This is a genomic window from Enterococcus sp. 3H8_DIV0648 (assembly GCF_002140655.1).
Taxonomy (GTDB): domain Bacteria; phylum Bacillota; class Bacilli; order Lactobacillales; family Enterococcaceae; genus Enterococcus_A; species Enterococcus_A hulanensis.
The window spans coordinates 2,060,200-2,084,624 of the sequence record NZ_NGLG01000001.1 but is presented as its reverse complement, the minus strand read 5'-3'; the positions used below and the strand labels follow the sequence as shown (position 1 = coordinate 2,084,624).

The following is a 24,425-nucleotide window of genomic DNA, read 5'->3' as shown; positions in this document are numbered from 1 at the left end:
AAATACTGGGAAAATCACCATCAAGAAGCAGGATCACTGTCTCTTATACACATCTAGATGTGTATAAGAGGAAATGATTAGATTAAATTAAGTTGGCTGCTTTTTTCATTGTTTTTATGCTTGTAAAACAACAAAAAACGCTTAATATGCGCCGTCTGTTAAGCCGTCGAAATAGGAGGAATTTTTGTATGCGTAAAGGTGAAAATATTTATCAACGAAAAGATGGTCGTTGGGAAGGGAGGTTCCCGAAAGGAAGAAAACTCAATGGAAGAATAAAGTATGGCTACATTTATGGAAAAAGCTACACAGAGGTTAGGCAAAGACTTTATCCACTAAGAATCCATTACCAATCTCTGCAAAAAATCCAAGGAACTTCAGCTGAGACCTTTGAAGAATGGGCTAAAGAGTGGCTGAATGAAGTGCAGGATGATGTAAAACCTTCCACATTATCAAGCTATTATTACAAATTGAACAAATATGTATTTCCTATCATTAAAATGGTTCCACTAAACGAGCTTTCTCTAGAAATTGGGAAAACCTTACTAAAGGAACTCCAAAAAAAGCTAGCTAGATCAACGATTCAAGTGATTTTTCGAATTTTAAATAAATGTCTGAATAATGCGAAGAAAAATGGAAAGATTAATGTGAATCCTTTTTCTGAGCTGAAGATTCCCAAGGCAAAACAAGTTAAGATTCGGGCTCTAACCCTCTCCGAACAAAGGAAAGTAATGGAAGTAGCAGCCCATGAGAAGAAGGGGTATGGTATCCCAGTCTTATTGGCTCTGCATTCGGGGATGAGGATCGGTGAAATAGCTGCATTAAAGTGGTCAGATATTGATTTTGATACAAACTTAATTCATGTCCACCACACCTATCAACGCATCCCAGTCTTTGAAACGAAGAAAAAAACACAACTACTTTTGGCGGATTCCAAAACAGAATCATCTGTTCGGGTGATCCCTATCAGTAAAGTATTACGGAAATTATTGCTTGATCATCAGAAGCGTTCAAAAGGAGTCTTTGTGTTTTCAACTAAAGGGCAGCCGTGTGAACCACGATTACTGACGTATCATTTTCATCGGATTCGTGGTAAGGCAGAACTCGTTAAAATTCATTTTCATCAATTACGGCATACATTTGCGACCCGCTGTTTGGAAGCATATAGAGATATTTCTTCAGTTAGTGCAATGTTAGGTCATGCCTCTACACAGATGACTTTAGATACTTACGTGGATGCCATGCTTGAGCAAAGATATCATGTCATTGAAGAAATGGCGAACTTGATCAGCTAATGTACCATGAAAACGTTTAAAAAAAAGGTGGAAAAAAATTTGGGTTCCTTTTTTTTCTTTTTTCAAAAGTAAGCGCTTTCTAACAACTTGTATTCTTTTTTAATAGAAAGAATGCAATAACAATGATTATTCCAAATAAAAAACTCGAATCTATATTTGCAAATAACAATGCGCCGTCATTCGTCGTCAAAAAGCGCTGAAAACCCTGATATTAAAAGGTTTTCAGCGCTTTTCTAGTTTTTTATAAGTCCAAGAAGAAAAATAGTCTAGTTATGTGCTTGAGACTAGTGAACTTAACTAAAAAAATTAACTTATTCAGCTTTTGAAGGGAGGTATGTTTATCGAAGGACAGACATACTAATTTTTATTAGTCACCAATACACAGATGAGAAAAACGGATTCGCAGCTGCGTATTGGAAAAATGAATGATTGAAAAAATGGCGGCAACCTCTTTTCACTTATTCATTTTAACTAATTTAGGAGTAAAAAACAAAAAAGAGTAAAGGAGTTTATTTATGAAGACGAAAAGAAAATGGATAAGTAGAGTGGCACTGAGTTTGGGTGTATTGACAATGTTAGGAGCAGCAGGAGCAGGGACGATAGATGTTGCCTTTGCAGCAGATCAAGATATTAGTGGGAATCCTGTATCGGATGACACTTCTGATCGGAAAATCACTATTTGGAAGTATGAAATTAATAGTTCGGCTGAATTAGGAGAACGTGGAGACGGGATCAATCCAGACCCAAGTAAAGCTCCAGATCTTAATGGAAAAAAATTAATGGAAGGCGTCAAATTTGAAATTATTAAAGTTAAAGCAATTGGCAATAAAAATTTAACAGATCCTTTACAGCAAGTGGAAAATACAGATTGGGAAGTAGATACTAATTTTACCAAAATGGAAGCCGAAACCGACGATAAAGGGATGGTTAGTTTTGAGGTAAGTAAACTTCTGGCCGCAGATAAGAAAAAAGATGCGGATGGGATATATCTAGTCCGCGAAGTTCCAGATTCCGAAGGTAAATATACCTATTTAGATGCAGATGGTAAGAGACAAAAGATCACTAAACCCATGGATCCGTTCTTTGTTCATCTACCACAAACAAAACGTGATGATACGGGTAAGTTAATTTATGATGTTCATGTTTATCCGAAGAATATTGTTACTAATACTGAATTGGATAAAACGGTTGAAGGTGGTAAAGGATTCTCGATTAAAGCGGGGAATTCATTCCAATGGGAAGCAACAACCAAACTTCCTGATGGATTATACGCTATTGCTCCAGAGGATATGACAATTACAAATTACGTTGATCCAGATGATCCAACCGCAACACCGACAGACACTCATTTTAATAAAGACGATGAGATTTATGCCTCTTACTTCAGAATAAGCGATAGCATCAGTGAAAATCTTATGTTAGAAGATGCTGAGGTTTATGCGATTGCCAGTGATGGAAGCAAAGTGAAATTAACGAACGGAACGGAGTACACCGTTACTTTGGATGGTACAACCATTACAAATCCAAATAAAGTAACAGATTTGACACTAGGTGCTGCTAAAGGTGTTGTCGTTAGTTTAACGAAAGCTGGTATGAAGAAATTAGGTGTCGATGAAGATACTCATATTCAAATGGTCTATAAAGTAAAAGCTGATAAAGATTACAATGGTACGATCTCTAACAAATATACAATTGATTACTTGCTTCCTGGGGGAACTCCAGATGATGGAACCAGTGACGAACCTGAGTACTACAATGGTGGATTCGACATTAAAAAGACTGACAAAGCAGGAGCAGATCTATCAGGAGCAATATTCCATATTGCACTAACTGAAGAAGATGCTGAAAAAGGTATCTTCTTAGCTTCAAATGGTAAGTCATACAAAAAGGATACTGATAAATTCGGTACAGCACAAGATCCAGCAGATGATGATGCGACATTCTTAACCTCTACTTCAAATGCTTCAGGTGAAGCTCGTTTTGATGGGTTGGAATTAGACTGGTTTACAGATTCTAATGGAAATGGAAAACAAGAGCCAAGTATTCCGTCAGAAGCAACATGGGATAAAACATATGATAAAGATACAGACACAGGGATTCATAAAAGATATTGGGTAGTGGAAACGACATCTCCAGAAGGTTATGAATTATTAAAGACACCTAAAGAAGTAATCGTGACACTAGATACACACAATAATAGTGATCCGGAACTAACAGTAGTTAATGAACCAAAAACTAAACTACCATTCACTGGTGGCACTGGCACAATGTTGTTAATCATCATCGCAATCGGAGCGATCACGATCGGTACTGCTGCAATCGCAATTGATAAAAAACGTCGTCACGCTTAAAAATGGGGCAGAAAGGAAGGACAGACATGCGCGAGAAATTTAAGCAAAAGCCAATAGTCGCCGTTCTTCTTCCCATTACTCTTCTTTTGGGAGTAGTGATCCTGATCACTACTTCCATTGGTCCTTTACTAAATGCTGCATTAGAAATTCCTTTAGTACAAGTGGAAAATGAAGAAGGGGATCAAGTAGAAAATATCAATACAAAAAAAGAATTCGAAAATCTTCAGGTAATAGCAAAAGAAGATGGCATCTTTGAATTGAAATATGATGAGACATACTCTGTTGCACCATTAGACGAAAAGAAAGAAGAACTATCCATTCCACTCTATCAAAAAGAGAGTTTAACTTCAAAAAAAGTGATGGACATTTTTGAAAAGATGGCGGAAGAAGTAAAGGACTTTAATGATGGAGAAGAGGAAGAATCTGAGGAAAAAGTTCCGTGCATAAAAGTGATGGAAAGTGAAACAAAGGGTTCGCTCTATTTTAAGTTTGCAAAAGATAAAAAACAATGGATAAAAATTCAAAGAAAAACCTCTTCAGCGCTTGACGTAAAACTGGCGTCTAGTAATGATACGAACCGTATTCAACAACTCGTCCATTTTGAATCCTTAGATCAAGCATTAACCGAATCAATTTCTTCTTCCAAACAAGCTGAAGAAGTCGAATCTAGTCAAAAACAAGAAGAGAATGAAGATCAAGAGACAGCTGAAGGCAAAATAGCTTCTGAAGAAAAAAGGATTACAGACGTTGAGGATGGTTCTCAGAAAACGACAGAGACGAATGAATCGAAGACGAAAGAGGAGACAAATACTGAAGAAAAAACGAGTGACAGTGATAAAGAAGAGTCTAAGCTCCCAGAGTTAGGCACATCAGAGAGCTATAAAAATATCCTTGCGGTGCAAACGGCGAAAACGGATAAAAGTATAGCAGAAATGGAAGAAAAAACTTATAAAGAAAAAGATTCTTTAAAGACACCTAAAATAATTGAAAAAAATTTTAAAGGCAGTAAAGAAAGTGATGAATCAGAGCCTCCGATTATTATTCGTGATATCAATATTCGAACAAAAACGGGAACCACGAGCTTTGATATAGGGAGTGGGAATAAACCTGGATACGATGAGAATGAAGACAACGATGTTGTTCGTACGTTTGACCAAGTCAGCTACTTATTATCCTTCTCGATACAAAATAACTCACTAAGTGAAAACTACACGAATATTCGCTATCGGGTGGTCGCTGAATTAGACAATGCGGTTGTCGTAGTTGACGGCATTCCAAAAAATATTGGGGAGATCGCGAATGGGACCTATGTTGATAATGGGGATGGATCGAGCTATTCGGTAGGAGCAATGGAATCAACGATTAGTGATACTGGGCAGGTGTTTGTCCCTGTGATTTTGAATGTTTATGGTGCAGATCATGGAGATAAAGTAAAACCGAAGTTTAAATTAGAGATCGTTGATGCTGATAATAAAAAAAGTGGAAAAAAAGAAACCTTTACTAAAATTTATGATGAGACAACAAACAGCAAGTTAAAGGTTTCAGAGACGACGATATCCGCAAAACCCGCAGTATCCGTAAAACTTGAACAGGGGAGTATCGAAGCTGGAACGGCTATTGGAAACAGTAGTAGTAATGTAAAAGTCTATGATGTAGGGGCTAAAACTGTGTTAGCCCCGCTTCCTGGTCGAGCGACCGGAGATTACCGCGGCTCCACATTTCCTAAAGGGGCGATCAGCTACACGGTTAAGCAAAAGGGCACCTATCAAATTGGTGCGGGTACGCCGATGAATATGACGTCATCCATGTATAATCAGATGGATCTGTTTGGTTTTGCGCCCGCATATAGTGATCGCACGGCAGCTCCATGGCAGGAAAAAGGACCAATTAATAAAGCACAATTGACGAGTCCGTTACCGGTTCCTCATGCGAAAACAAGTGCTATTTATACAGCTCAACCCACTGGAGATCTTTCAAAAATCGGTGTCTATGATTCTGGAGTTTTTGCAAATTCAAGTTATACAATATCTAACACGTCCTACGCCCGAACATTGAATCCATATACGTATAACATGACTGGAGAACGTATTCAAACCGCCACAGACAAACCGTTTTCTAGCTTAGAAATGGTTTTTAGCTGGGATTCGAAAAAAACTATGGACTTAGCTATTGCAGGTAGTTGGAATAGATGTGAAATGACGTTATATATTGATTCCATTAGTTATGATGGCATTACCACAGCAAATGAAACCAGTATCACTTATCCCGAGGTATTTACCCCGCCAGGAAGTTACGCAGCGGGACCAATTTTCATAAAACAATTATCTGAAAATCCCTTAGAAGAAGTAAATATGGAAGAAAATTATCCGGATGTTAATCAGAATTTAGGTAACGCACGATTAAATCAAGGGGAAGAATTCTATATAGCTAGTTTTGATGTCACTGCGAATACTAATGTAAGAGGTGTAGAGAACATTTTGATGTGGGATCCATCCGCTTTCGAATATGACACGTCAAGAAAACCATATGTTTTATTTGGGGGTAAAAAAGATAATATAACTTCTAAATTTAGATATGGCGTGGCAAAAACGTTGGGTAATACTCCTCCATATACAAATCAAGTTCTAGATTGGACTGCTACATCTAAATTGTATTCTTGGTATGACACTCCTGAAGATGCTCAAGCTGTGGGTCAAATCTCTGCAGTGGAGACGATTAGTAAATTTAAGTACGCGCTCGATATCGGAAACACTAGGATGGCACCAAGAATCCCAGCTATTGTTATTAATCCTCCTGGAGATAAGACACCTGCTGGAAACGCCATTGTTTTGCGAGAAGCTGTTCAATTTAGGGTTAAATCTGGTGAAATTTCTTTTGACCCAGGCATACATCGGATACCTGAGGGAGCCGTCTATAAGCCAACAATATATGACAGTGATGGTAAAGCGATTTCCTTTCCATTTTATTATTGGAATTGGTTTGGAGATACGGCCTACGTAAATAAATTCAAAATTACCACAAAGACAGATGTTGAGAAATCTGCCTATCAATCGAAAGAAGAAATCAATATTAAGATTAATGGAGTTACCTCAGGGACCCCTACTGTTGACTATGATGGTACCTTGACGACTACTCTGCCAAAAGGAATCCACTATAAAATAGGGACTGCGACCGATGGTTTAGGACAACCAATGAGCGAACCTACTCCAGTGAATAATCCGGATGGCACGACGACCTTACGCTGGAATTTCACCAAACTACCATTAAATACGGGGATTGAAGTCAATTTTACGGCTATTGCGGATTTTACTCAGTTGTCATTCAAGGATACAGGGTATACAGATAGTTTAACAGTCAAAACAATTGGGGAAATGTGGGTGAGCGGGAATCCTGCACTTAAAGATACTTCAGCTGAAGCTATACGTTCTTCCACCGATGTGTTTATTGAACAATTAATCCAACAAGTGATTCTAAGTAAAGAGACAACTAAACCCTCGATTGAAGTGGGCGAGACGGATCCTGTGGGGCAGAACAATGATATCACTTATAAAGTGAAGCTACTGAATGAAAGCGCGGCACCTATTCCGAAGGTTCGATTATTGGAAGTGCTCCCTTATGATGGAGACTCGAGGGGAACAATTTTTCATGGGAATTACACTTTAGAAAACCTCCAAGTAACAGGGGAAGCACAAATAAATTATAATAACGCCGTCGTGGATGAGCATACGAATCCGAATACTATAACAGGATGGACAGAATTCATACCGGGAACCCATAGCATTTCAGATGTGAAAAATGCCAAGTCTATTCTTGTAAGTCATGATTCACTAGGGGTCGGAAAAGAAATTGAACTAACTGTTACGTTGAGGCCAACTAGTCAAAAAGCTGGAGATGTTTTAATCAATAATACCAGTATGAATTCGGAGTTCAATTTACCAGTCAACTCACAGACGGCAGTCACTAGAGTCTATGGTCGTGACCTAACAGGCTACGTTTGGTATGACGAAGACTACAATGGTTTGATGGACCAAAAACCAGACGGATCACCAAAAGATCCAGTTGGAAATATTCCTGTAAAACTGTATCGAACGAGCTACAAGGATACCAACTATAAGAACGAACTAGTTGAAAAAGCTTTAACAGGAGAAGCCTTCATTGACGACTCTGGGAATTCTAATATTAAAACGGATATAAACGGAAAATATGAATTCAAAAATCTACCTGAGGGAAAATATATCGCAGAATTCATGGTAGGCGATCTCATCACACAAAAAATCGTTATTGTTACCAAACAATCAGAGGGTAGTGATGAGTCGAAGAATTCCAAAGCTGATCCGGATACATTCAAAACACCGGAATACAAACAGCCGGAGTTGAATGACTTACCAACCTTGTTGACTGGAACAGACAAAGTCCATCATGTAAAGCATGTCAACGCTGGCTTGACTCCATTATCCAAGATTCGTCTCTTCAAGTATGAAGAGGGGACCGTGGTAGATAAAAACGGGGATGGGAAACTGAGCGAGGCGGAGATTGAATCAACGGATACTCATGCACTGGAAGGCGCTGAGTTTCAGCTTTATAAAGGAGATAGTACCAATGCTGCTGATAAAATTGGCGATCCAGTTTCAACCGATAAAAATGGATGGTTAGAATTTGAGGGAGGACTTCCGCCAGGTGAATATACCATCGTTGAAACGAAGGCACCGAATGGGTTCGAGCTATTAAAGGATCCGATCAAGGTGACGGTGCCAACCTACAATTATATTGTAAAAGTCCACGTACCTGACAAAGGCCAAACCAAACTTCCATTCACAGGTGGAACTAAAGCCATGCGGATCATCTTGATCGCAGCCGCGGTACTGATGGTTGTCGGAATGACAGGCGTCTTCCTGCATTTTCGACCGATTAACGTAAAGGGAGGAAAATAAAATGAAAAAACTACGTCGTTTGTTGTTCGCTTTGTTTGTTTTCTCTCTGATCGTTGGTGGGGTGGTTCCTGCTCATGCCGAAGCAGAAGCCGCAGAAAATGCCGGATACAGTATCTTCGTGCAAAAATACAAGATCGAAGATATTGCCAAGATTGCCGACACGATGCCCTTAGATGGAACGAAGGCCGATCAAGTCAAGGACGCGGATGGCAAGAACCTCGATCCACTACCGGGGATCTCCTATGAAATCACGCGTGTGACACCGATCCAAGGCGCGTCAGGCTTTGAACCCGTTCAAGGGGATGGCGCATTTACGACGACCGTTACCACCGATGAAAAAGGTCTGGCCCATGCCGGAAATTTGGTGCAAGGGATGTATCAGATCGTGGAGAAAGAACACACGAAGCTGAAGGACGTCATGGAACCAGTCATCGTTGAGTTGCCTTTCCCTCAACAGACCGGTGAACCCTTGAATGAGGTCTATATCTATCCGAAATCCAGTGTCTTAGGCGATGTACCTAAATTGCCTGTGACCAAAGGACCGGATGGCAAGCCTATCCCTGTGGAAGTTGATGAAAAAGGCGAAATCAAGAAATTGCCGCAAACTAGCGGAAATATCGGAACAGCCCAAGTGCTGATGTGGATTTTAGCCATGATCATTGCCATGGGTGGTGTCGGAATGATTAGTATCCATCGCAAGAAGGATGTTTTTTAAGAAAGTAATCAATGCATCATTACGGAAGAAAGAATCTCAGATGCGCCTGTTTTCGTGTCTTTGATTCTTTCTTTCCACTTGTGATGCTCAATTGGAAAGAAGGACCCGTCATGAAGAAACGTAAACAACCGAAAAGAAAGCATTCCTTTTTGAAGATTTTCGCGATCATCATGATCGTTGGCGGCGTCTTGACACTGCTGTATCCAATTGTGGGAAACTACTTAGCCAATCGTGAACGAAGCCAAGCCGTGTCTCAATACGACGACACGATGAAAAAGATGTCACAAAAGGAAAAAGATGAACAATGGGCCTTAGCCAAAGCCTACAACGAATACATTTATAACCTGCAAGAAGGCTTACCCAAAGGGGAGCCCGTCGTTTACAACAAGATCATGAAACAAGGGGATGTCATGGGAACCGTCGATATTCCCGCGATTGATATCAAACAAATGCCTTTTTTTCACGGCACGTCATTCAAAACATTGGAAAAAGGCTTGGGCCATTTTGAGCCGACCTCGATTCCCATCGGTGGGAAGAATACCCATGCGGTCATTACGGGACACAGCGGAGTCAAGAACCAAGTCCTCTTTACCGATATTCGAAACTTAAAAGAAGGCGATTTGTTTTTTATCAATATTTTAGGCAAACGCTTGGCGTACGAGATTGATTCCTTTGAAGAAATCCTGCCAAGTGATGTCGATAAGGTCAAGATTCATAAAGGCAAGGACAAGGCGACACTTTTGACCTGTACGCCTCCGGGGATCAATACTTTTCGACTCTTAGTCACCGGGCATCGGATCGATTACAAAACGGCGGTTAAGAAGAAAGTCAAGAAACGCAATACGTGGAGTTATCAAAATATTGTCTTAGCGACACTGGGCTTGAATGTAGCGATCTTTGCCTTATTGATGGGCTTGTATCGAAGATTCATCAAACGCTTCCGCTCAGACGACCCGCTCGTGGCAGCCAAAGCACGCAAGAATTTGAAACGCTTGTTCTTAGTTACGAAGACCCTGTTCATTGTGTTGTTCGTGACGATGACCGCGGTACTGATCACAGCGATTTATGGGTATCTGCACATGGAAGAAGAACCTGCCTCAGCGGCTGTCAACATCGGACAAAAGGAAGAATTGAATGCCTACAACATCGATAAGATCGAAGAAGCGAACTACGAGGAGAAACAGATCGCCAGTGTCAAAATCTCCGACTATGCCAAGGCCAAGTCGGTGGTTCAGAACACCACCAATAATTGGGGGATCGGCAAGATCGTGATTCCCGATGTCTCGATCGATCTGCCGATCCTCGCCGGGATGGCGAATGAAAACCTGTTGACTGGAGCGGCGACGTATCGCTCCGATCAACAATTGGGTCGAGGGAATTATGTTGTCTTGGCCCACAACATCTTCGATAAGGATGTGTTACTGCATCGTATCCAAGACTTAAAAAAAGGACAACTAATCTATACGACGGATTTTAAAAAAGTCTATGTCTATGAGGTTTCTTTGAACAAGATCATTGAAGAGACCGAGGTGTCGTATGTCGAAAAGGAGCCGAAAAATGGGATTGCCAAGCTGACCTTATTACGCTGTGAAGGAGACATCGGAACAATCTATCGGCGTCTTGTTCAAGGAAATCTCAAAAGTGTCCATTCGTTGCATGACGCAGAGGACGATCTGTTCAAACAAATGAAACTCAAACGAGACGAGGGGGAAATCGACGGGACCCTGTTGAAGGAAGACCCGGTATCCGAACCCGAACGGGTGAGTATGACGTTGGCTGCGAAGATCATTTCTGATCCGATGCAGACGGTCGTGCCCTTGTTCTTATTGTTTCTCTTACCGATTTTATTTTTTAGTTTTATTTAGAAAGGAACCAATTCATGAAAAAGATAATGATAGGGGTTTGCGGAGTCCTTGTCTTCATTGGCGGACTCGTCAGTATACGCAGCGGCGTGTTGAAGGCAGGAGAATTGACCCAAGAGTCTTCTTTAATAGTAGAAACAGGAACGGTAGAAAGTACGGTTTCGGTTCCTGAGAGCAGTGAAGCACCTGTGGAAGAAGGAATTGTGCCAGATACTGTTGAAGAAGTTCCCGTAGAAGAACAGCCAGAAGTTCCTGTGGTAGAAACACCGGAACCTACTGAAACGACTGAACCCGAAGCGCCGATATCCTCGGAGCCAGCACCTTTTGAAAGCAGCACGATGGATTCTTCAACGAGTCCGAGTTCAACAGCGTCGTCTAGTGCTAGTACCTCAAGTTCGACGAAGCCAACAAGCAGTTCGTCGACTTCAAGTACGACAAAACCGAGTAGTACAAAACCAAGCAACACCAAACCGAGTGCGACAACACCAAGCAGTTCCGTGCCACAGTCGTCTACGAGTCAAAGTCAGCCAGCACCAGCACAACCAGCAACACCAGTCGTACCAACTACACCCGCAGCGGCGGCTCCGGCAACACCACCGACAACGAGTGTTCAGTCAAGTTCTTTTGTCGCACCAAGTGCACCTGAGGCATTTTCGGAAACCAGCACCTTGAACTTGCCAAGCGAATTGAAAACGACCGAAGTTGCACAATCGGATTTGAAAGGGTTCGAACTGCCATTACTAAGTAGTTTCGAAAACAAAAACCATGCAGCATTGATCTATGAAGGAATCAAACAGCTTGGAACTGAACAAGAAGAAACGTATGATGCCACACAATTAACAACCGAACTTTACCAGCAATTATTCGAATTAGACATCACTGAAACACCAGAAAAACTGCCGGAAGAACTTACAGTAGGCAGTCTGTTGTATCAAAAGAAAAAAGAGAAGAATGTCTTGTTAGGTGTTTACATTGGGGACGATTATTATTTGACTGTTGATGATGTAGAGATTGACGAAGCGACCGATCCAACGACAGAAGAAACAACCGAATCTTCTGATACAGAAGTCGCTGAAGATGAAAAAGAAACCCAGCGACAAGTCGTTGTCGAATCGATTGATTTGGAAGACGACTTGTTGGCTCAAGAATTACCAGAGACAATCTTAACGGAGTATGGCGAACAAACATTGGCAGAGTATCCCGCAGCCATGAATTTTACCGAAAATGACAGTGCCAAGAATTTTATCGAAACAGTCGGGGAAGATGCACGGACACTCGGACAAGAATACGATGTCTTTGCATCAGTGATGATCGCGCAAGCCTTATTAGAAAGCGGATCGGGTACAAGTACCTTGTCACTAGCACCAAATCACAACTTATTCGGGATCAAGGGCACCTATCAAGGCCAATCGATTTCTATGTCAACTCAAGAAGACCGTGGAAATGGCGAATTGTATTCTATCAACTCTGCGTTTCGTAAGTATCCGAATTACGCCGCTTCATTAGGGGATTACGTGGAATTATTACGTGGCGGGATTTCAGGAAATGACAGCTATTATAAGCAAACGTGGCGCTCTGAAGCAAAAAACTATTTACGCACAACCAATGCCTTAACCGGAACCTATGCGACGGATACAACGTATGGTCAAAAGTTGAATTCGATTATCGCCCTATACCACTTGACTGAATACGATCAGGTGAAAATCGATGCCGCTGATTCTGGAATCTTCATCAAGGGAAAAGATGAAATACCAGAAGAATACCGCAGTCGGATGACCTATCCCGATTACAACGGTGTGAATTACAATAGTTCAGGTTCATACCCCGTTGGACAATGTACTTGGTATGCCTTCAATCGCGTGAAGCAACTAGGAAAATCGGTCGATGATTACATGGGTAACGGCGGCGAATGGGCGACGAAAGGCAAGGCGCTCGGTTATGAAGTCAGTCAGAAGCCAAAGGCGGGTTGGTTGATTTCCTTTAAACCAGGAGTCGCCGGATCAGATGCACGTTATGGTCATGTGGCTTTCGTAGAAGTTGTTCGACCAGAAGGAATTTTGATTTCAGAAGGGAACGTCTATGGTGGCACCGTGATTTCGTATCGGGTGATCGCTAACGACCTAGCCACCTCAGACCAAGTTTCCTATATTAAAGCAAAGTAAAAGGGGCATTGTAACTTATGGCAAGTGTTCGATCACGTCAACTAAAAAAAGAAGGAAGTCCACCCCATCGATCCATTGGAAAAAGTCTGATTCTCACGATTTTGACGCTCCTAGTATTGGTTGTGATGTTTATCTCGGGCCAACTGGTGCGAAGAGAGTACAGCTTTCATCCAATCTCAGGCACGTCCATGAGTCCGACATTGACAGAAAAAGACATGGTCTTGGTCAAAAGGCGCAAGCCGATCCAACGATACAGTGTGATTGCTTTTTCGGTCAAAGGCGAAGAAGGAAAATTCGTGAAACGCGTGATCGGTATGCCGGGAGATACGATGTTTATCCGCAATGATCGAATGGTCTTAAATATTGGCGAGCACGGGGATTTTGAGACGACTTATACGTTTCAACTCTCTCCAGCTGTGGCCGAAGAATTTCAAGACTTAACGAAGATTCCCAAAGGAATGTATTTCACGATCGGGGATCATATCGATGTCTCAAAAGACAGTCGAACGTTTGGGTTTGTCTACAAAAAGGAAATCGAGGGCACGGTTCAATTCCATCTTCCTTCTTTGATTAAAAAGCAGGCGGAAAGCCAATGAAGAATAATGTTCTGCTAGAGGGGAAATGAAGATGTTCATACTAGGAGTAGTCAGTGCGGGTTTCGTCCTTGTGGCGATTTTCTTGACCGTTTTAAGACTCATTTTTGACAGAAGATTCACGGCTATCCAACAAGAACCAGACCAAACGGTTCTCTTTCGAAGAAAAGTCAATTATCTAAGAAAAATCGAACAGACCAGACATACACGCTATTTATTACTCAGCAGTTTAATCCTTGGGCTGGCGCTGCTCATTTTTCTAAGTGCCTTTTTGATGTTAGCGAACGACCATCAGAAAATGACCACACAGACTCATCAGATGAAGGAACGGCTGACACGTATAGAGAAGCAACAAAAACAACTAATTGCCAGTATTCCTTTAAAGAACTATCCGGAAAATGGGATTGGGCTTAAAGGGGAGGAGTGGGAAAGAGTCACAGCTGAAAACAGCAAGTCAGAACTGAAAAAAGAGCTTGAAACAACAATTGCTCAAAAAACAGTTCCCTATTTCGGCTCTTCTGATACGTTCATTTCATTAGCGGATCCAAACGCCATGACGCTTCAGTTAAAGGGACAGATGGCCGATTCTGCAAGTCAGGAAACAATCAAAAAAAATATTGATGCGTTTGCGAAGGAAGCGGAAGATCTTCCTGAATTGACAGAGATTCATGTGCGGATGGTCACCTCCGTCGATAAGAATAAGAAAGTCGTCTACAGCGTGAATTATTCTCGCGAGAAAAGTGAGGATGCGTTCAATAAGAAGAATGATTTCGAGCAAAATCTAAAGAATGATGGTGGGAAGGGCTAATGGCAGAGAACAAGAAAAAGCGAAAATGGCTTTCAACCAATGCGTTGAAGGAATTTATCAATGATATTACCGAAGAAGAATTGAAGGCAGAAGAACTGTATAACGAAAGCAGAGGCCTTCAAGATAATTTTGATTTAGAGGAAGAATCATTCAATTCTAAACTTGAGGAACCAGCAAAGCCGGAACAATCGAATCCAGAACTTGCGCATGAAACAGATACGCAACTGAAAGAAGAGTCTTCCGAACAACCCGTAGACATCCAACGTATCCAAGCAGAATTCGCTGCGTTAAAAGCCGAGGCGGAGGCTCGTGTTCAGGAAGTAGAAACTGAGAATGAGCGGTTAAAAGAAAAGCTGAACACGGAACAAACCAGAGCAGAAGAGGCCTTAAATGATCGGGATGATCAATGGCAAGACCAACTGGAAGCAATGGATGAAGAAAAACAGGAACTAGAGACCAAATTAACTCGCCTTCAAGAACAACTAGAAGAACAGCGGGAGACCGAAAAAACAGTCGAACAGCTTCAAGAACAATTAGAAGAAAAACAACAAGAGCTAACGGCAACCATTGATCAGATCGGCAAAGAAGAAGCTACAAGCGAAGTGACCGATCAACAGCTGCACACGTTGACCCAACAATTGGAAGCGTTGGAGAGCAGGAATCAAGAGTTGGTCATAACCAAACAGGAAACGGATCAGGCGTTCGAGCAGTTAAAAAAAGAAACGACGCAAGCGCAAGAACAACTTGAACAGTTTGACCAGCTTAGAAATGACTATGAAGAGCTGAAAAAAGATTATCAACAGTTACATACCGTCAACAAAAAGAACGAGCTAAAAGTCGCCGAACTTCAGGAAGAAAATGAGGTGCTCATTGAATTACTGGAGGAAAAAGAACAAGAGATGGCTGCTTACCAACAATTGGAAGCAGAAATGGCACGGCTGAAAAAAGAAAATTCAGCCTATCAAGCAACGATGCAACAATTAACTCAGGAAATAAACGCAGCTGAAAAGGATGAGACACAGACTGAAGAGGTGCGTAAAACTAATATGGGGGAATCACACATGGATGTTGGTGAACAAGGACACACACAGGAGGAACACGTACAAGAAGAAGCCACTGAAAACGTTGGACAATTAGTGGCTGAAAAAGAAGCACTCAATAGTGCCTTGTTCGATGCTCATGAGGAAATCGCGAAGCTCGAAGAGAAAACGAGTGCGCTGGAACAGTTGGAAGCAGAAAAGGAACGACTGGCGAGTCGCTTAGCGGATGCCCAAGTCGAATTAAGCAAGTTAAAGGAACAGAAAGTTGCGGAAGAAAGTCTCGAATTGATCCAAGCCAAGAAACAAGTCGAGGAACTGATCGAGAAAAATGAACAGCTGAAAAAAGAAGTCGTGCAATCCCAGCAAGAAATCGGCGAAGTGCTGATCTCCGCAAAAAAACAAGCGAATCGCACGATCGAAGAAGCCCAAACTGAGGCAAAGCACCTGATCAGCTCTGCGGAATTGGAATTAGAAAACATCAGTAACCGGGCGCGAAAGATTCTGATCGAAGTGTCAGAATCACGGAAGAATGTGCTGTCGATCTATGATGATCTGGAATTCAAGGTTGAAGCACTCTCGAACGGCACACTGTTAAAAGAAATAAAGAAGAATAACCCGAATCAACTCCGATCGGATTATTTTGATTCCACACGAAACTAAACCAACTGAAGAAAAGGGGAAACGAACATTTTGATCATAAATTGGATTAGCGTAGGGCTAGTCATTTTGATACTCATTGTTTGGTTTCGGCGAATGATCATTAAGGTGCAGCTGCAACGGCTAAATTTACCGCCAAATACGCCGCTGTCATTTCAACGGAAGTTGGAATATGTCAAACAAGCAGAACAAGAGAAACATGTCTCTGCCTTATTATACCTAACGATCTTTTTAGCGATCGGGCTACTCCTGACCACCTATGGCTTGTTTCAAATGGAGGATCAGCTGCACGTAGTGACGGAACGAACCAATCAGTTAAAAGACGAGCTGTATACGCTAAAAAAAGAACAGAAACAAATCATCAACAAGCTACCGATCAAAGCCTATCCTGCCAAGGGAATTGGGTTAAAGGAGTATCCATGGGATGACCTGTTTTCAGAAGAAAATCGTGAAAAACAATATGAGATCGAAAGCGACCTGTCGACGAAGGTGAGCCCGTACTTTGGCCTATCCACGACCTTGATCGTACTGGATATTCCAACGCAGACCTTGAACATTGCGTTAGCGGGGGATTCCGGCAGCGAAGAGAATCGCCAACAGATCAAAGACAACGTCAAAGCCTTCGCGAAAGAAGCGAAGGATGTCTCAAAACTCACCCAGATCACCTTCCAAATGAATCTGATGAATGATAAAGACAAGAAAAAGACCTATAGCTGTACATTTTCTCGTGAAAATGCCGATGAAGAGTTTACATTGATCCAAGAAGAAGAGTAAAGAAAGAGGAGTGGGAGTCCGTATGAACGCACAACAAAAGAAGAATGGCTGGTTTTTCAATAAGAACATCATTGATGAGATCAATTCGGTGCCTGAAGAAGAGATCATGATCGAAGAACGCCCAAGAACGGTCGAGCAGCCTGTGAAGAAAGAAAACGATGAGACCGCGGAACTGAAACGTCTGATCGCTGAAAAAGACGAACTGCTTGAACAAGTAAAACGAGACACGGCCTTAGAAAAGCAGCGCCTAACAAAAGAAAATGAGAAATACAAACAAGCACTTCTACGCACTGGCGAAGAAAAAGCGGAGAACCGTCGTCAGATCCAAGACCTAGAGACAGAGGTTCGCCGAAACCGCCAAGAGATCCAACGGCTGCAGGACAATAAAGAGACAGGCTACTTAAAAGAACAACTAGAACAAGCCGAAGAAGAAGTGAACACCTTAAAAACTTCGTTGGAAAATTATCATTCGTTGGAAGCCGATCTGGAAGAAGCCAAGAAACAGCTTCACGAGTTCGCGGTGAGCCAGCAAGACGGCGAACGCCGTTACCAAGAAGCAGTTCAGCAAATCGAGGACCAGCTGACTACTTTGTCGAATGACCTGACCCAAAAAGAAGAATTGGTGGCTCAATTGGATCAATTGATTACCGATAAGGACCAACAGATTCTGGAAAAAGAAGAGTTGGTGCAACAATTGATCGCGGATCAGAAGCATCAGGAGACGGTGATCGAAAGTGAACAGATCGCGAAATTAGAAGATCAAATTACCGAACTTCGAAACGAGAATGATCAATTAAAACAAGAAGCGATCCACTCTCAACATGAGATCGGTGAAGTTTTGATCTCGGCTCGCCGCCAGGCCAATCGGATGGTAGAAAAAGCCAAGATGGATGCCCAACGCATCGTCAAAGATTCAGAAGCTGAATTACAAACGATCCATGACCGGGCCAAAGAGATTTCGTGTGAAGTCGACGAATCCCGTCAAACAATCATGAGCATTTATGAAGAAATGAAGACCCGTGTGGATCAATTGGCGCAAAGTGATGTGCCGGACTTAGAGGAAATCAAAGGCCGCTATGAGTATCCAAAGGTTTCTGTGATGTCCCGCAAAGAGTTTCAGTAAGTCAATCGGAAAGAGCGCAGGGCTGTCTTGTTCTCTTCCGGCTACATAGTGCTTCAGTAAGCAAGATGAATCATTAGTGGGGTTTTTAAAATAAAAAGAGTGTTCGTGTTGTATTTTATAGAGTAGCTATTAGGTAAAGAATAGAAGAAATTCACGGTATAAGTTGTATAGCAAATGGGTATACGGTATGAAAGTAGAACTAGATTTCTAAAAAATAGTTCAACACTATGAATAGGAGAGATTTCAATGAACCAAGTCTTGATCCTGACTAGAAATATTTTAGCCGAGCAAGAGATTCAGCAAAAACTGCAGGCACTAAACTATGAGGTCTATTGTTCTGCAAAGATTTTTGAAAAGTGTGGGCAACAACTGGAGGCGTTAGAGTTTTTCAACTTCTTTCAGTACGTCATTTTAAGCGAAACAATCTGTGAATCAGAAGTTATGGAGCTCGTTCCGCTGTTGAAAAATCGTTCCATTCGCATTATTCGAAAAGTGGAAACCAAAGTGACGGAAATGGATCATCAGTATTTAGAAGAAGCGCTTATCCACGCGATCATTTCAAATGAGGATTCTGTCGATGAGCTGCGGGAGTGTTTGTATATTCTGAAGAACTACGAAGGTGAAAAAGAACCACTGCAAGAAAATCGGAAATATGTGCAATTATCGGATAAGGTCTCATTGATTCGCCCGAATGTCCTGCAAAAGGAGTCGATTACTCCAGAGGATAATTATCAATTTTTAGAAGTCCTGCATCATCTGTCGACAACAGAAACGAAAATTTTGTCGATCCTGCTTCAAGCGGGCAATCAAGTCGTGACTAGAGAAACGATTTGTCATCAAATCTGGAACGAAGAAGTGAACAAATCCCATTTAGCTTCGTTATCTAGTACCATTACACGGATTAAGAATAAATTCGAGCAGACCAACCTGTCTCATAAAGCAATCCAAACATTATGGGGCAAAGGCTATCGGATCAATCAAGAATTGTTGGATCGGATTCAAATGAATGAGAACTTAAAGAAGGTTGTTTCAAATGGATAAGAATTATAATGATTAGATCAAAAAGAAATCGGACAGGATGACCGGTTTCTTTTTTCGCCTATATCATTGCGCAACAATTCTAATAGTGCATTCTCCCTTTTATATGTTAGAATGCAAACGGACTGAATGATGATTAGGAGAACAGCAGATGTATACAAAAGAAGTTTTCAATAATAAGATGAATAGTTGGATCAATATTGACGCGGAAAATGCAGATGAGTTGAAGAATTTGTATAGGGATTACGGAATCGACAGTGAGTTCGTCGATTATTCGCTAGACCGCAATGAACGGGCGCATTTGGATTACGATAAGGCGACAGATGTGTTGTTGCTGATTTTCAATGCACCGAATCGTCGTAAAATTGATAATCATTATGAGACAATACCCATAACATTCATCGTTGTGAATCGGACATTGATCACTGTAATGAATCAGCAAAACAAGTATTTGTACTTTGAAATCAAAAATTATCTAGAAAAAAATCCCAACAGTACATTGTTTGAACTGCTTTTTGGCAGTCTCTTCATTATTTCTGATCAATACTTTCCTTTTGTGGAGGGGATGGATCGTGATCGCAAGCGGATTAGTAACTTATTGAAGGAAAAAACGACCAAGCAGAATTTATTATTATTATCGGATTTGGAGACAGGGATCGTTTATTTCGTAACGGCTTCACGACAAAATGTGCTATTAGTGCAACAGATTAAAAGTCATGGGATTTATCGAAGATTAAGTGATCAGGAAAAAGAAAGTTTGGATGATGTATTGATCGAAGCGCAGCAATTAGTGGAAATGACGCAGCTGTCTTCACAGATTTTGCAGCAACTATCCGGTACTTATAATAATGTACTAAATAATAACTTAAACGATACGATGCGGATTTTGACGGTATTATCAGTGCTGCTGACGATTCCTACGATCGTTTCGGGCTTCTTTGGGATGAACATGCCGCTGCCGCTAGAGCACAATGCTTTTGGTTGGATCATTACGATCGTGGTCAGTCTTTTACTATGGTTTGGATTGTCCTATGTATTGCGGAAGTTAATGAAGTAAAATCGATCTTAAGAAATTTATGATTTGAACGCTGTAAATTAGTAGTAAAATATAGTACATTACAATTGAGGTGATTACTATGTTAAACATAAAGCCAGTTTCTGATTTGCGTAACTATAATAAAGTATTAGAGCAAGTAACTACAGATGAACCTGTTTTTTTGACTAAGAACGGTCATGGAAAATATGTTGTTGTAAATATTGAAGATTATGATCGTTTGAAGATGAGTCTTGAAATCGTTGAGAAGCTAAAAAAAGCAGAAGATAGCGGCACCATTTCTCTTTCTGAAGCTAAGCAGTGGTTTGATGTATGAGTTATACCATCCGATTAACAAATGATTTGATGGTAGATATTGAGGAATTGAAAGATTATCCAATTTTCTGATAGTGTCTCGAATGAGGTTATCAAACAAATTTTTGAAACGTTTGATTCATTAACAGATTTTCCTAAAAAAGGAAAAGACGCAACGAATCTTATGTTTGTTTTTAGTGGATATAGATATTTGCCATTAGAAAAAATGTATTGTTCTATTTAATTGACGAGCAAAAGCAAGAAATAGTCTTATTGCGATTGTTTTCTGTAAATGAAGATTTCATGCAAAAATTTGAATCTTTTATTGCTGAAGGATAATAGTACCTTTCTTCATATAAGTAGAAAAGCCCAAGACAACACGTATAATGTATTGACTCACAAAAGTTAGACCCAAAATCTAACTTCTGGAGGTTAATACATAAAGGTGCTGTCTTGGGCTTTTTATTGAAATTTTTTTTAAAAGACACAAAGGGTGCAGAAAATGCTATTTTAAAGAAGGTATTAGTGCAATTTTTTTTGATAAAAATGGAAGGTGAAATGCGATTTATCTTCTAAATATATTGTTAGTTATTGTATACCTTATAAAACAAGGTTTTCTTGCACTAGAGTAAGTGCAATCATTTCATATTGTTACAAAAGATACAAACTACTATAGTTAAGTGTGTAAGGAGAGAGCATAATGCAACAAATTACGAAAAGACAGATTCAAATTCTGCTGCAGTTTCTTGAGAATACAGAACCAGTGACAACCAAGGAGTTGGCCAGTCAGCAAAATGTAAGCGTGCGCACGATTAAATATGATCTGGACGACATTCGTTTATGGCTTCAAGAAAGAAAACATGACTTGACCAGTAAAAGAAGCCAAGGTGTTTGGCTGGTGCTGAGTGATTCCGAACGGATTAAACTGAAAAGCGAATTGATGGAAGTTGATCGCTTTGAGTTGTTTGCTGATCAAACGTTGCGGCTGGATCGTTTGAGTATTCATCTTATGCTGACAAATCAAGCGGTTACTTCTTATGAACTGGCAGAGCGTTTGACGGTAAGCAAGGATACGATTCTCAATGATTTGGACATGTTGGAAAAGCAGCTGATTCCGCTGGGATTGAAGCTTGATCGCTTGCCTCGCAAAGGTTTTTTGATCACAGGTCCTGAGCATCAGGTTCGTTTGTTGATTGAAGAGGTGTTTCAAAAGGATCTGACCGATTATGACATCTACAAAATCATGGATTTGCTTCTGCAAAGTGAAAAGCAGGAGGGGTATGAACTGTATTCGGCGAAGGGAACCGCCTTTCAGGCAGTCTTCAATCAGGTTCTTGCAGATATGCGGCAATTATTGAAGCAGATCGATACGGCAGAGCTGAATTATTCGGAATTATTGAATATGTTGATTCGAGTCGCGATTGCGACGGTTCGTTTGCAAAATGAATACACGATCGGTCGATATCAGCTATTGAATGATCCGAAAGAGCAGCGAGAACTCTCTTACTTATTAATGCAGCAGGTCTTTGCACATTACCAGTTGCCATTGTTTGAGGATGAATATCGCTATGTTTACAGTGATACCTTCGAGAATGATCCACAGCAGGATGTGATGGCATTAACGGAAAATCTGATCCAAAAGGTGAGTAAGAAGATTAATTATTCTTTTTCTAACGATCCGCAGCTGTTAACCAATCTTTACGCACATTTGTCTATGCGATTATCCCGCAAACAGAAATTTGTGAATGAGTACAATCCCTTCAAAGATGATATTAAGGCTAAGTATTCGGAACTCTTCGATGCGATCGAAATGGTAGTGCGAAAAGAAATCCGAGGAAAAAGCTTGCTGATCAATGATTCTTTTATTGCCTATATCGCATTGCACTTTCTAGTTTCATATGAAAAGGAAGTGGATTCGAGAAGTGTCAGGGCCGTGTATGTGTGTTCTACCGGCTTGGGGGTAACGAGTCTCATCAAACAGAAAGTCTCAGAAGAACTCTCGAATATCGAGATCGCGGCCTTTGCTTCAGTATTGAATGCTCAGGAAGTCATCAAGCAGAAGGAACCGGAATTAGTCATCAGTATCTTTCCAATTGAAGGAATGGATTGCGAATTTATCAAAGTCCATCCGCTGCCAACGAAGCAGGATTTGGAGAAGATCCAGCAAGCAGTCAAAAAGATTTTGAACCAATCACCACAAAAAGGGACTCAAAAATTACGATTGGAACCAGCGGGAAATCGCGCATCGCTAGAGGATTTCAGCAAGGAGCTGATTTTGCAGGCGTACACGATTTACGAAAAGCTTTTATCTCTATTTAAAGAGCAGCTGAATCAAGAGTATCGTGAAGCCTTCCTATTACATGTATTCTTGATGGTCCATCGAATCACCTTCGATCAGCAATATATGATGGAAGGAAATAAAACAAATGAAGCAGCCGCAGTGACCGCAACGTACAACCAACAGATAGAGCAATTATTTTCTGAACATAATCTAGCTATCAATCAATCAGAAATCAATGCACTATTTGCTTATATCAATGGATAGTCAGAAGGAGGAAGTGAATGACCGTGACTGGAGAAGCGTTACAAATTATTTCAACCAGCGAATATCAAAGAGAATTAGAAGAATTGATTGATTGGCTAAGTGCAGAGCTCGAAAAAGAGAAAATTGAACCAACCGAGCTGCAATGGACCATATTGATCAATCATCTAAACGAAATGCTGAGGCGTTCAAAAGAACAGGAGTCAATTCCAGAAGTTGATCCAGAAATGTTCAGTGAAGTTTCGCAGGAAGCATTGCGATTAGCGGATGGAGTTGTCCGAAAAATCAGTAATCTAACACAAGACGAAATGTATGTCTTATCGATCCATTTTGAAACAGCCAAACAAAATTAATTTAGGGGGAAAAATAAATGATCACAGTAGTAATTGCAGACCGTATGGGTAAAGGACAAAATGTAGCAAAAGGTGTAGAAGCAGCAGGCGGAAGAGCAGTCGTAGTACCAGGAATGGGAGCGGATATGCGTCTAGGTGATGTAATGCAACAGGAAAACGCAGATATGGGAATTTCATTTTGTGGAAGCGGCGGAGCAGGCGCATTAACGGCAGCGACAAAATATGGCTATCCAGAACGTCACGGAATGCGTTCGATCGAAGAAGGCATAACAGCGATCAATGATGGAAAAACGGTTCTAGGTTTCGGTTTCATGGATCAAGAAGAATTAGGCAAACGTCTAGTAGAAGCTTTTGAAAAGAAACACAATTAGGGAGATGAGCAAATGAGTATCCAAGATTGCCAAAAAGTCATCGTAACAGTCGAAGGCAAAGGCGATACGAAACAGCATGCGTTTGCAAGCGCGCTGGCAGATATCCAAAAGAAAATGATGCAGGAATCAGAAGTAATTTTACGTATTGAACCGATAGAAGTGGAAGTCATCAAGGCAATCGAAAAGACGTATAAAGAACGGTTTCTCTTTTTCTTCTTTCCTAGAAAAAGAACGAGCTATCATGTGGAGTTGGAAGTGACAGTTAATGTGACGACACTTCAAGTCAATGAAGTGGCTTTTACGCAAGAAGTGACAGATGATCCTGACGGTATTCAAATTCCCGTTATTTCCAAAAAAATATAAGTTATAGGGATGTCAGTCCAACTTTTTTACAGTTGACATCGATTAATGAGCAAAATTCATATTGAATTGAATCAATTGTCAAAGAACTAGTTGGATGATATA

The 24,425-nt window shown here is 40.9% G+C and carries 18 protein-coding genes; all 18 read left to right on the top strand.

What is annotated here, in order from left to right; translation table 11 throughout:
- Positions 1-188: 188 nt before the first annotated feature.
- The 18 genes from A5875_RS09710 (at position 189) to A5875_RS09625 (ending at position 24,323) form a co-directional block, all read left to right on the top strand.
- Positions 189-1,292, top strand: coding sequence for a tyrosine-type recombinase/integrase (locus A5875_RS09710; protein ID WP_088933410.1), 1,104 nt, complete (start codon positions 189-191; stop codon positions 1,290-1,292).
- A 515-nt stretch (positions 1,293-1,807) separates the two neighbouring features.
- On the top strand, positions 1,808-3,643 hold the full coding sequence (locus A5875_RS09705; RefSeq protein WP_088933409.1) for a SpaH/EbpB family LPXTG-anchored major pilin: 1,836 nt from the start codon (positions 1,808-1,810) through the stop codon (positions 3,641-3,643).
- Between the two features lie 26 nt (positions 3,644-3,669).
- A complete protein-coding gene (locus tag A5875_RS09700) occupies positions 3,670-8,574 on the top strand; it encodes a SpaA isopeptide-forming pilin-related protein (protein WP_176244646.1) in 4,905 nt (1,634 codons plus the stop codon).
- A gap of 1 nt (position 8,575) precedes the next feature.
- A complete protein-coding gene (locus A5875_RS09695) occupies positions 8,576-9,289 on the top strand; it encodes a pilin N-terminal domain-containing protein (RefSeq protein WP_088933407.1) in 714 nt (237 codons plus the stop codon).
- Positions 9,290-9,399: 110 nt separating this feature from the next.
- Positions 9,400-11,154 (top strand): sortase family protein, encoded by a 1,755-nt coding sequence (locus tag A5875_RS09690; RefSeq protein ID WP_088933406.1) that lies wholly within the window; start codon positions 9,400-9,402, stop codon positions 11,152-11,154.
- A gap of 14 nt (positions 11,155-11,168) precedes the next feature.
- On the top strand, positions 11,169-13,313 hold the full coding sequence (locus tag A5875_RS09685) for a glucosaminidase domain-containing protein (RefSeq protein ID WP_088933405.1): 2,145 nt from the start codon (positions 11,169-11,171) through the stop codon (positions 13,311-13,313).
- 17 nt (positions 13,314-13,330) lie between these two features.
- Positions 13,331-13,909: a signal peptidase I gene (gene lepB, locus A5875_RS09680; RefSeq protein WP_088933404.1), complete on the top strand. Its 579-nt coding sequence runs from the start codon at positions 13,331-13,333 to the stop codon at positions 13,907-13,909.
- Positions 13,910-13,940: 31 nt separating this feature from the next.
- Positions 13,941-14,714 carry a hypothetical protein gene (locus A5875_RS09675; RefSeq protein WP_088933403.1) on the top strand — a complete coding sequence of 258 codons (774 nt, stop codon included), beginning with the start codon at positions 13,941-13,943 and terminating at the stop codon, positions 14,712-14,714.
- Positions 14,714-16,414 carry a hypothetical protein gene (locus tag A5875_RS09670; RefSeq protein ID WP_088933402.1) on the top strand — a complete coding sequence of 567 codons (1,701 nt, stop codon included), beginning with the start codon at positions 14,714-14,716 and terminating at the stop codon, positions 16,412-16,414. The genes A5875_RS09675 and A5875_RS09670 overlap by 1 nt, the downstream gene beginning before the upstream one ends.
- 30 nt (positions 16,415-16,444) lie before the next feature.
- Entirely contained in the window at positions 16,445-17,185 is a 741-nt protein-coding gene (locus tag A5875_RS09665; RefSeq protein ID WP_242551217.1) for a hypothetical protein, read from the top strand.
- A 22-nt stretch (positions 17,186-17,207) separates the two neighbouring features.
- On the top strand, positions 17,208-18,308 hold the full coding sequence (locus tag A5875_RS09660) for a hypothetical protein (RefSeq protein WP_088933400.1): 1,101 nt from the start codon (positions 17,208-17,210) through the stop codon (positions 18,306-18,308).
- Between the two features lie 246 nt (positions 18,309-18,554).
- Complete coding sequence (locus A5875_RS09655; protein WP_088933399.1) at positions 18,555-19,349, top strand: helix-turn-helix domain-containing protein; 795 nt, start codon at positions 18,555-18,557, stop codon at positions 19,347-19,349.
- A 148-nt stretch (positions 19,350-19,497) separates the two neighbouring features.
- Complete coding sequence (locus tag A5875_RS09650; protein WP_088933398.1) at positions 19,498-20,403, top strand: magnesium transporter CorA family protein; 906 nt, start codon at positions 19,498-19,500, stop codon at positions 20,401-20,403.
- 79 nt (positions 20,404-20,482) lie between these two features.
- Positions 20,483-20,716, top strand: coding sequence for a type II toxin-antitoxin system Phd/YefM family antitoxin (locus tag A5875_RS09645; RefSeq protein WP_088933397.1), 234 nt, complete (start codon positions 20,483-20,485; stop codon positions 20,714-20,716).
- A 678-nt stretch (positions 20,717-21,394) separates the two neighbouring features.
- Complete coding sequence (locus tag A5875_RS09640; protein WP_088933396.1) at positions 21,395-23,239, top strand: BglG family transcription antiterminator; 1,845 nt, start codon at positions 21,395-21,397, stop codon at positions 23,237-23,239.
- 17 nt (positions 23,240-23,256) lie between these two features.
- Positions 23,257-23,589 carry a PRD domain-containing protein gene (locus A5875_RS09635; RefSeq protein WP_088933395.1) on the top strand — a complete coding sequence of 111 codons (333 nt, stop codon included), beginning with the start codon at positions 23,257-23,259 and terminating at the stop codon, positions 23,587-23,589.
- Between the two features lie 17 nt (positions 23,590-23,606).
- The gene (locus A5875_RS09630) at positions 23,607-23,960 is read left to right on the top strand and encodes a glycine-rich SFCGS family protein (RefSeq protein WP_088933394.1); all 354 of its coding nucleotides are present in this window, start codon (positions 23,607-23,609) and stop codon (positions 23,958-23,960) included.
- 12 nt (positions 23,961-23,972) lie between these two features.
- Positions 23,973-24,323 (top strand): DUF4312 family protein, encoded by a 351-nt coding sequence (locus A5875_RS09625; RefSeq protein WP_088933393.1) that lies wholly within the window; start codon positions 23,973-23,975, stop codon positions 24,321-24,323.
- Positions 24,324-24,425 lie beyond the last annotated feature (102 nt).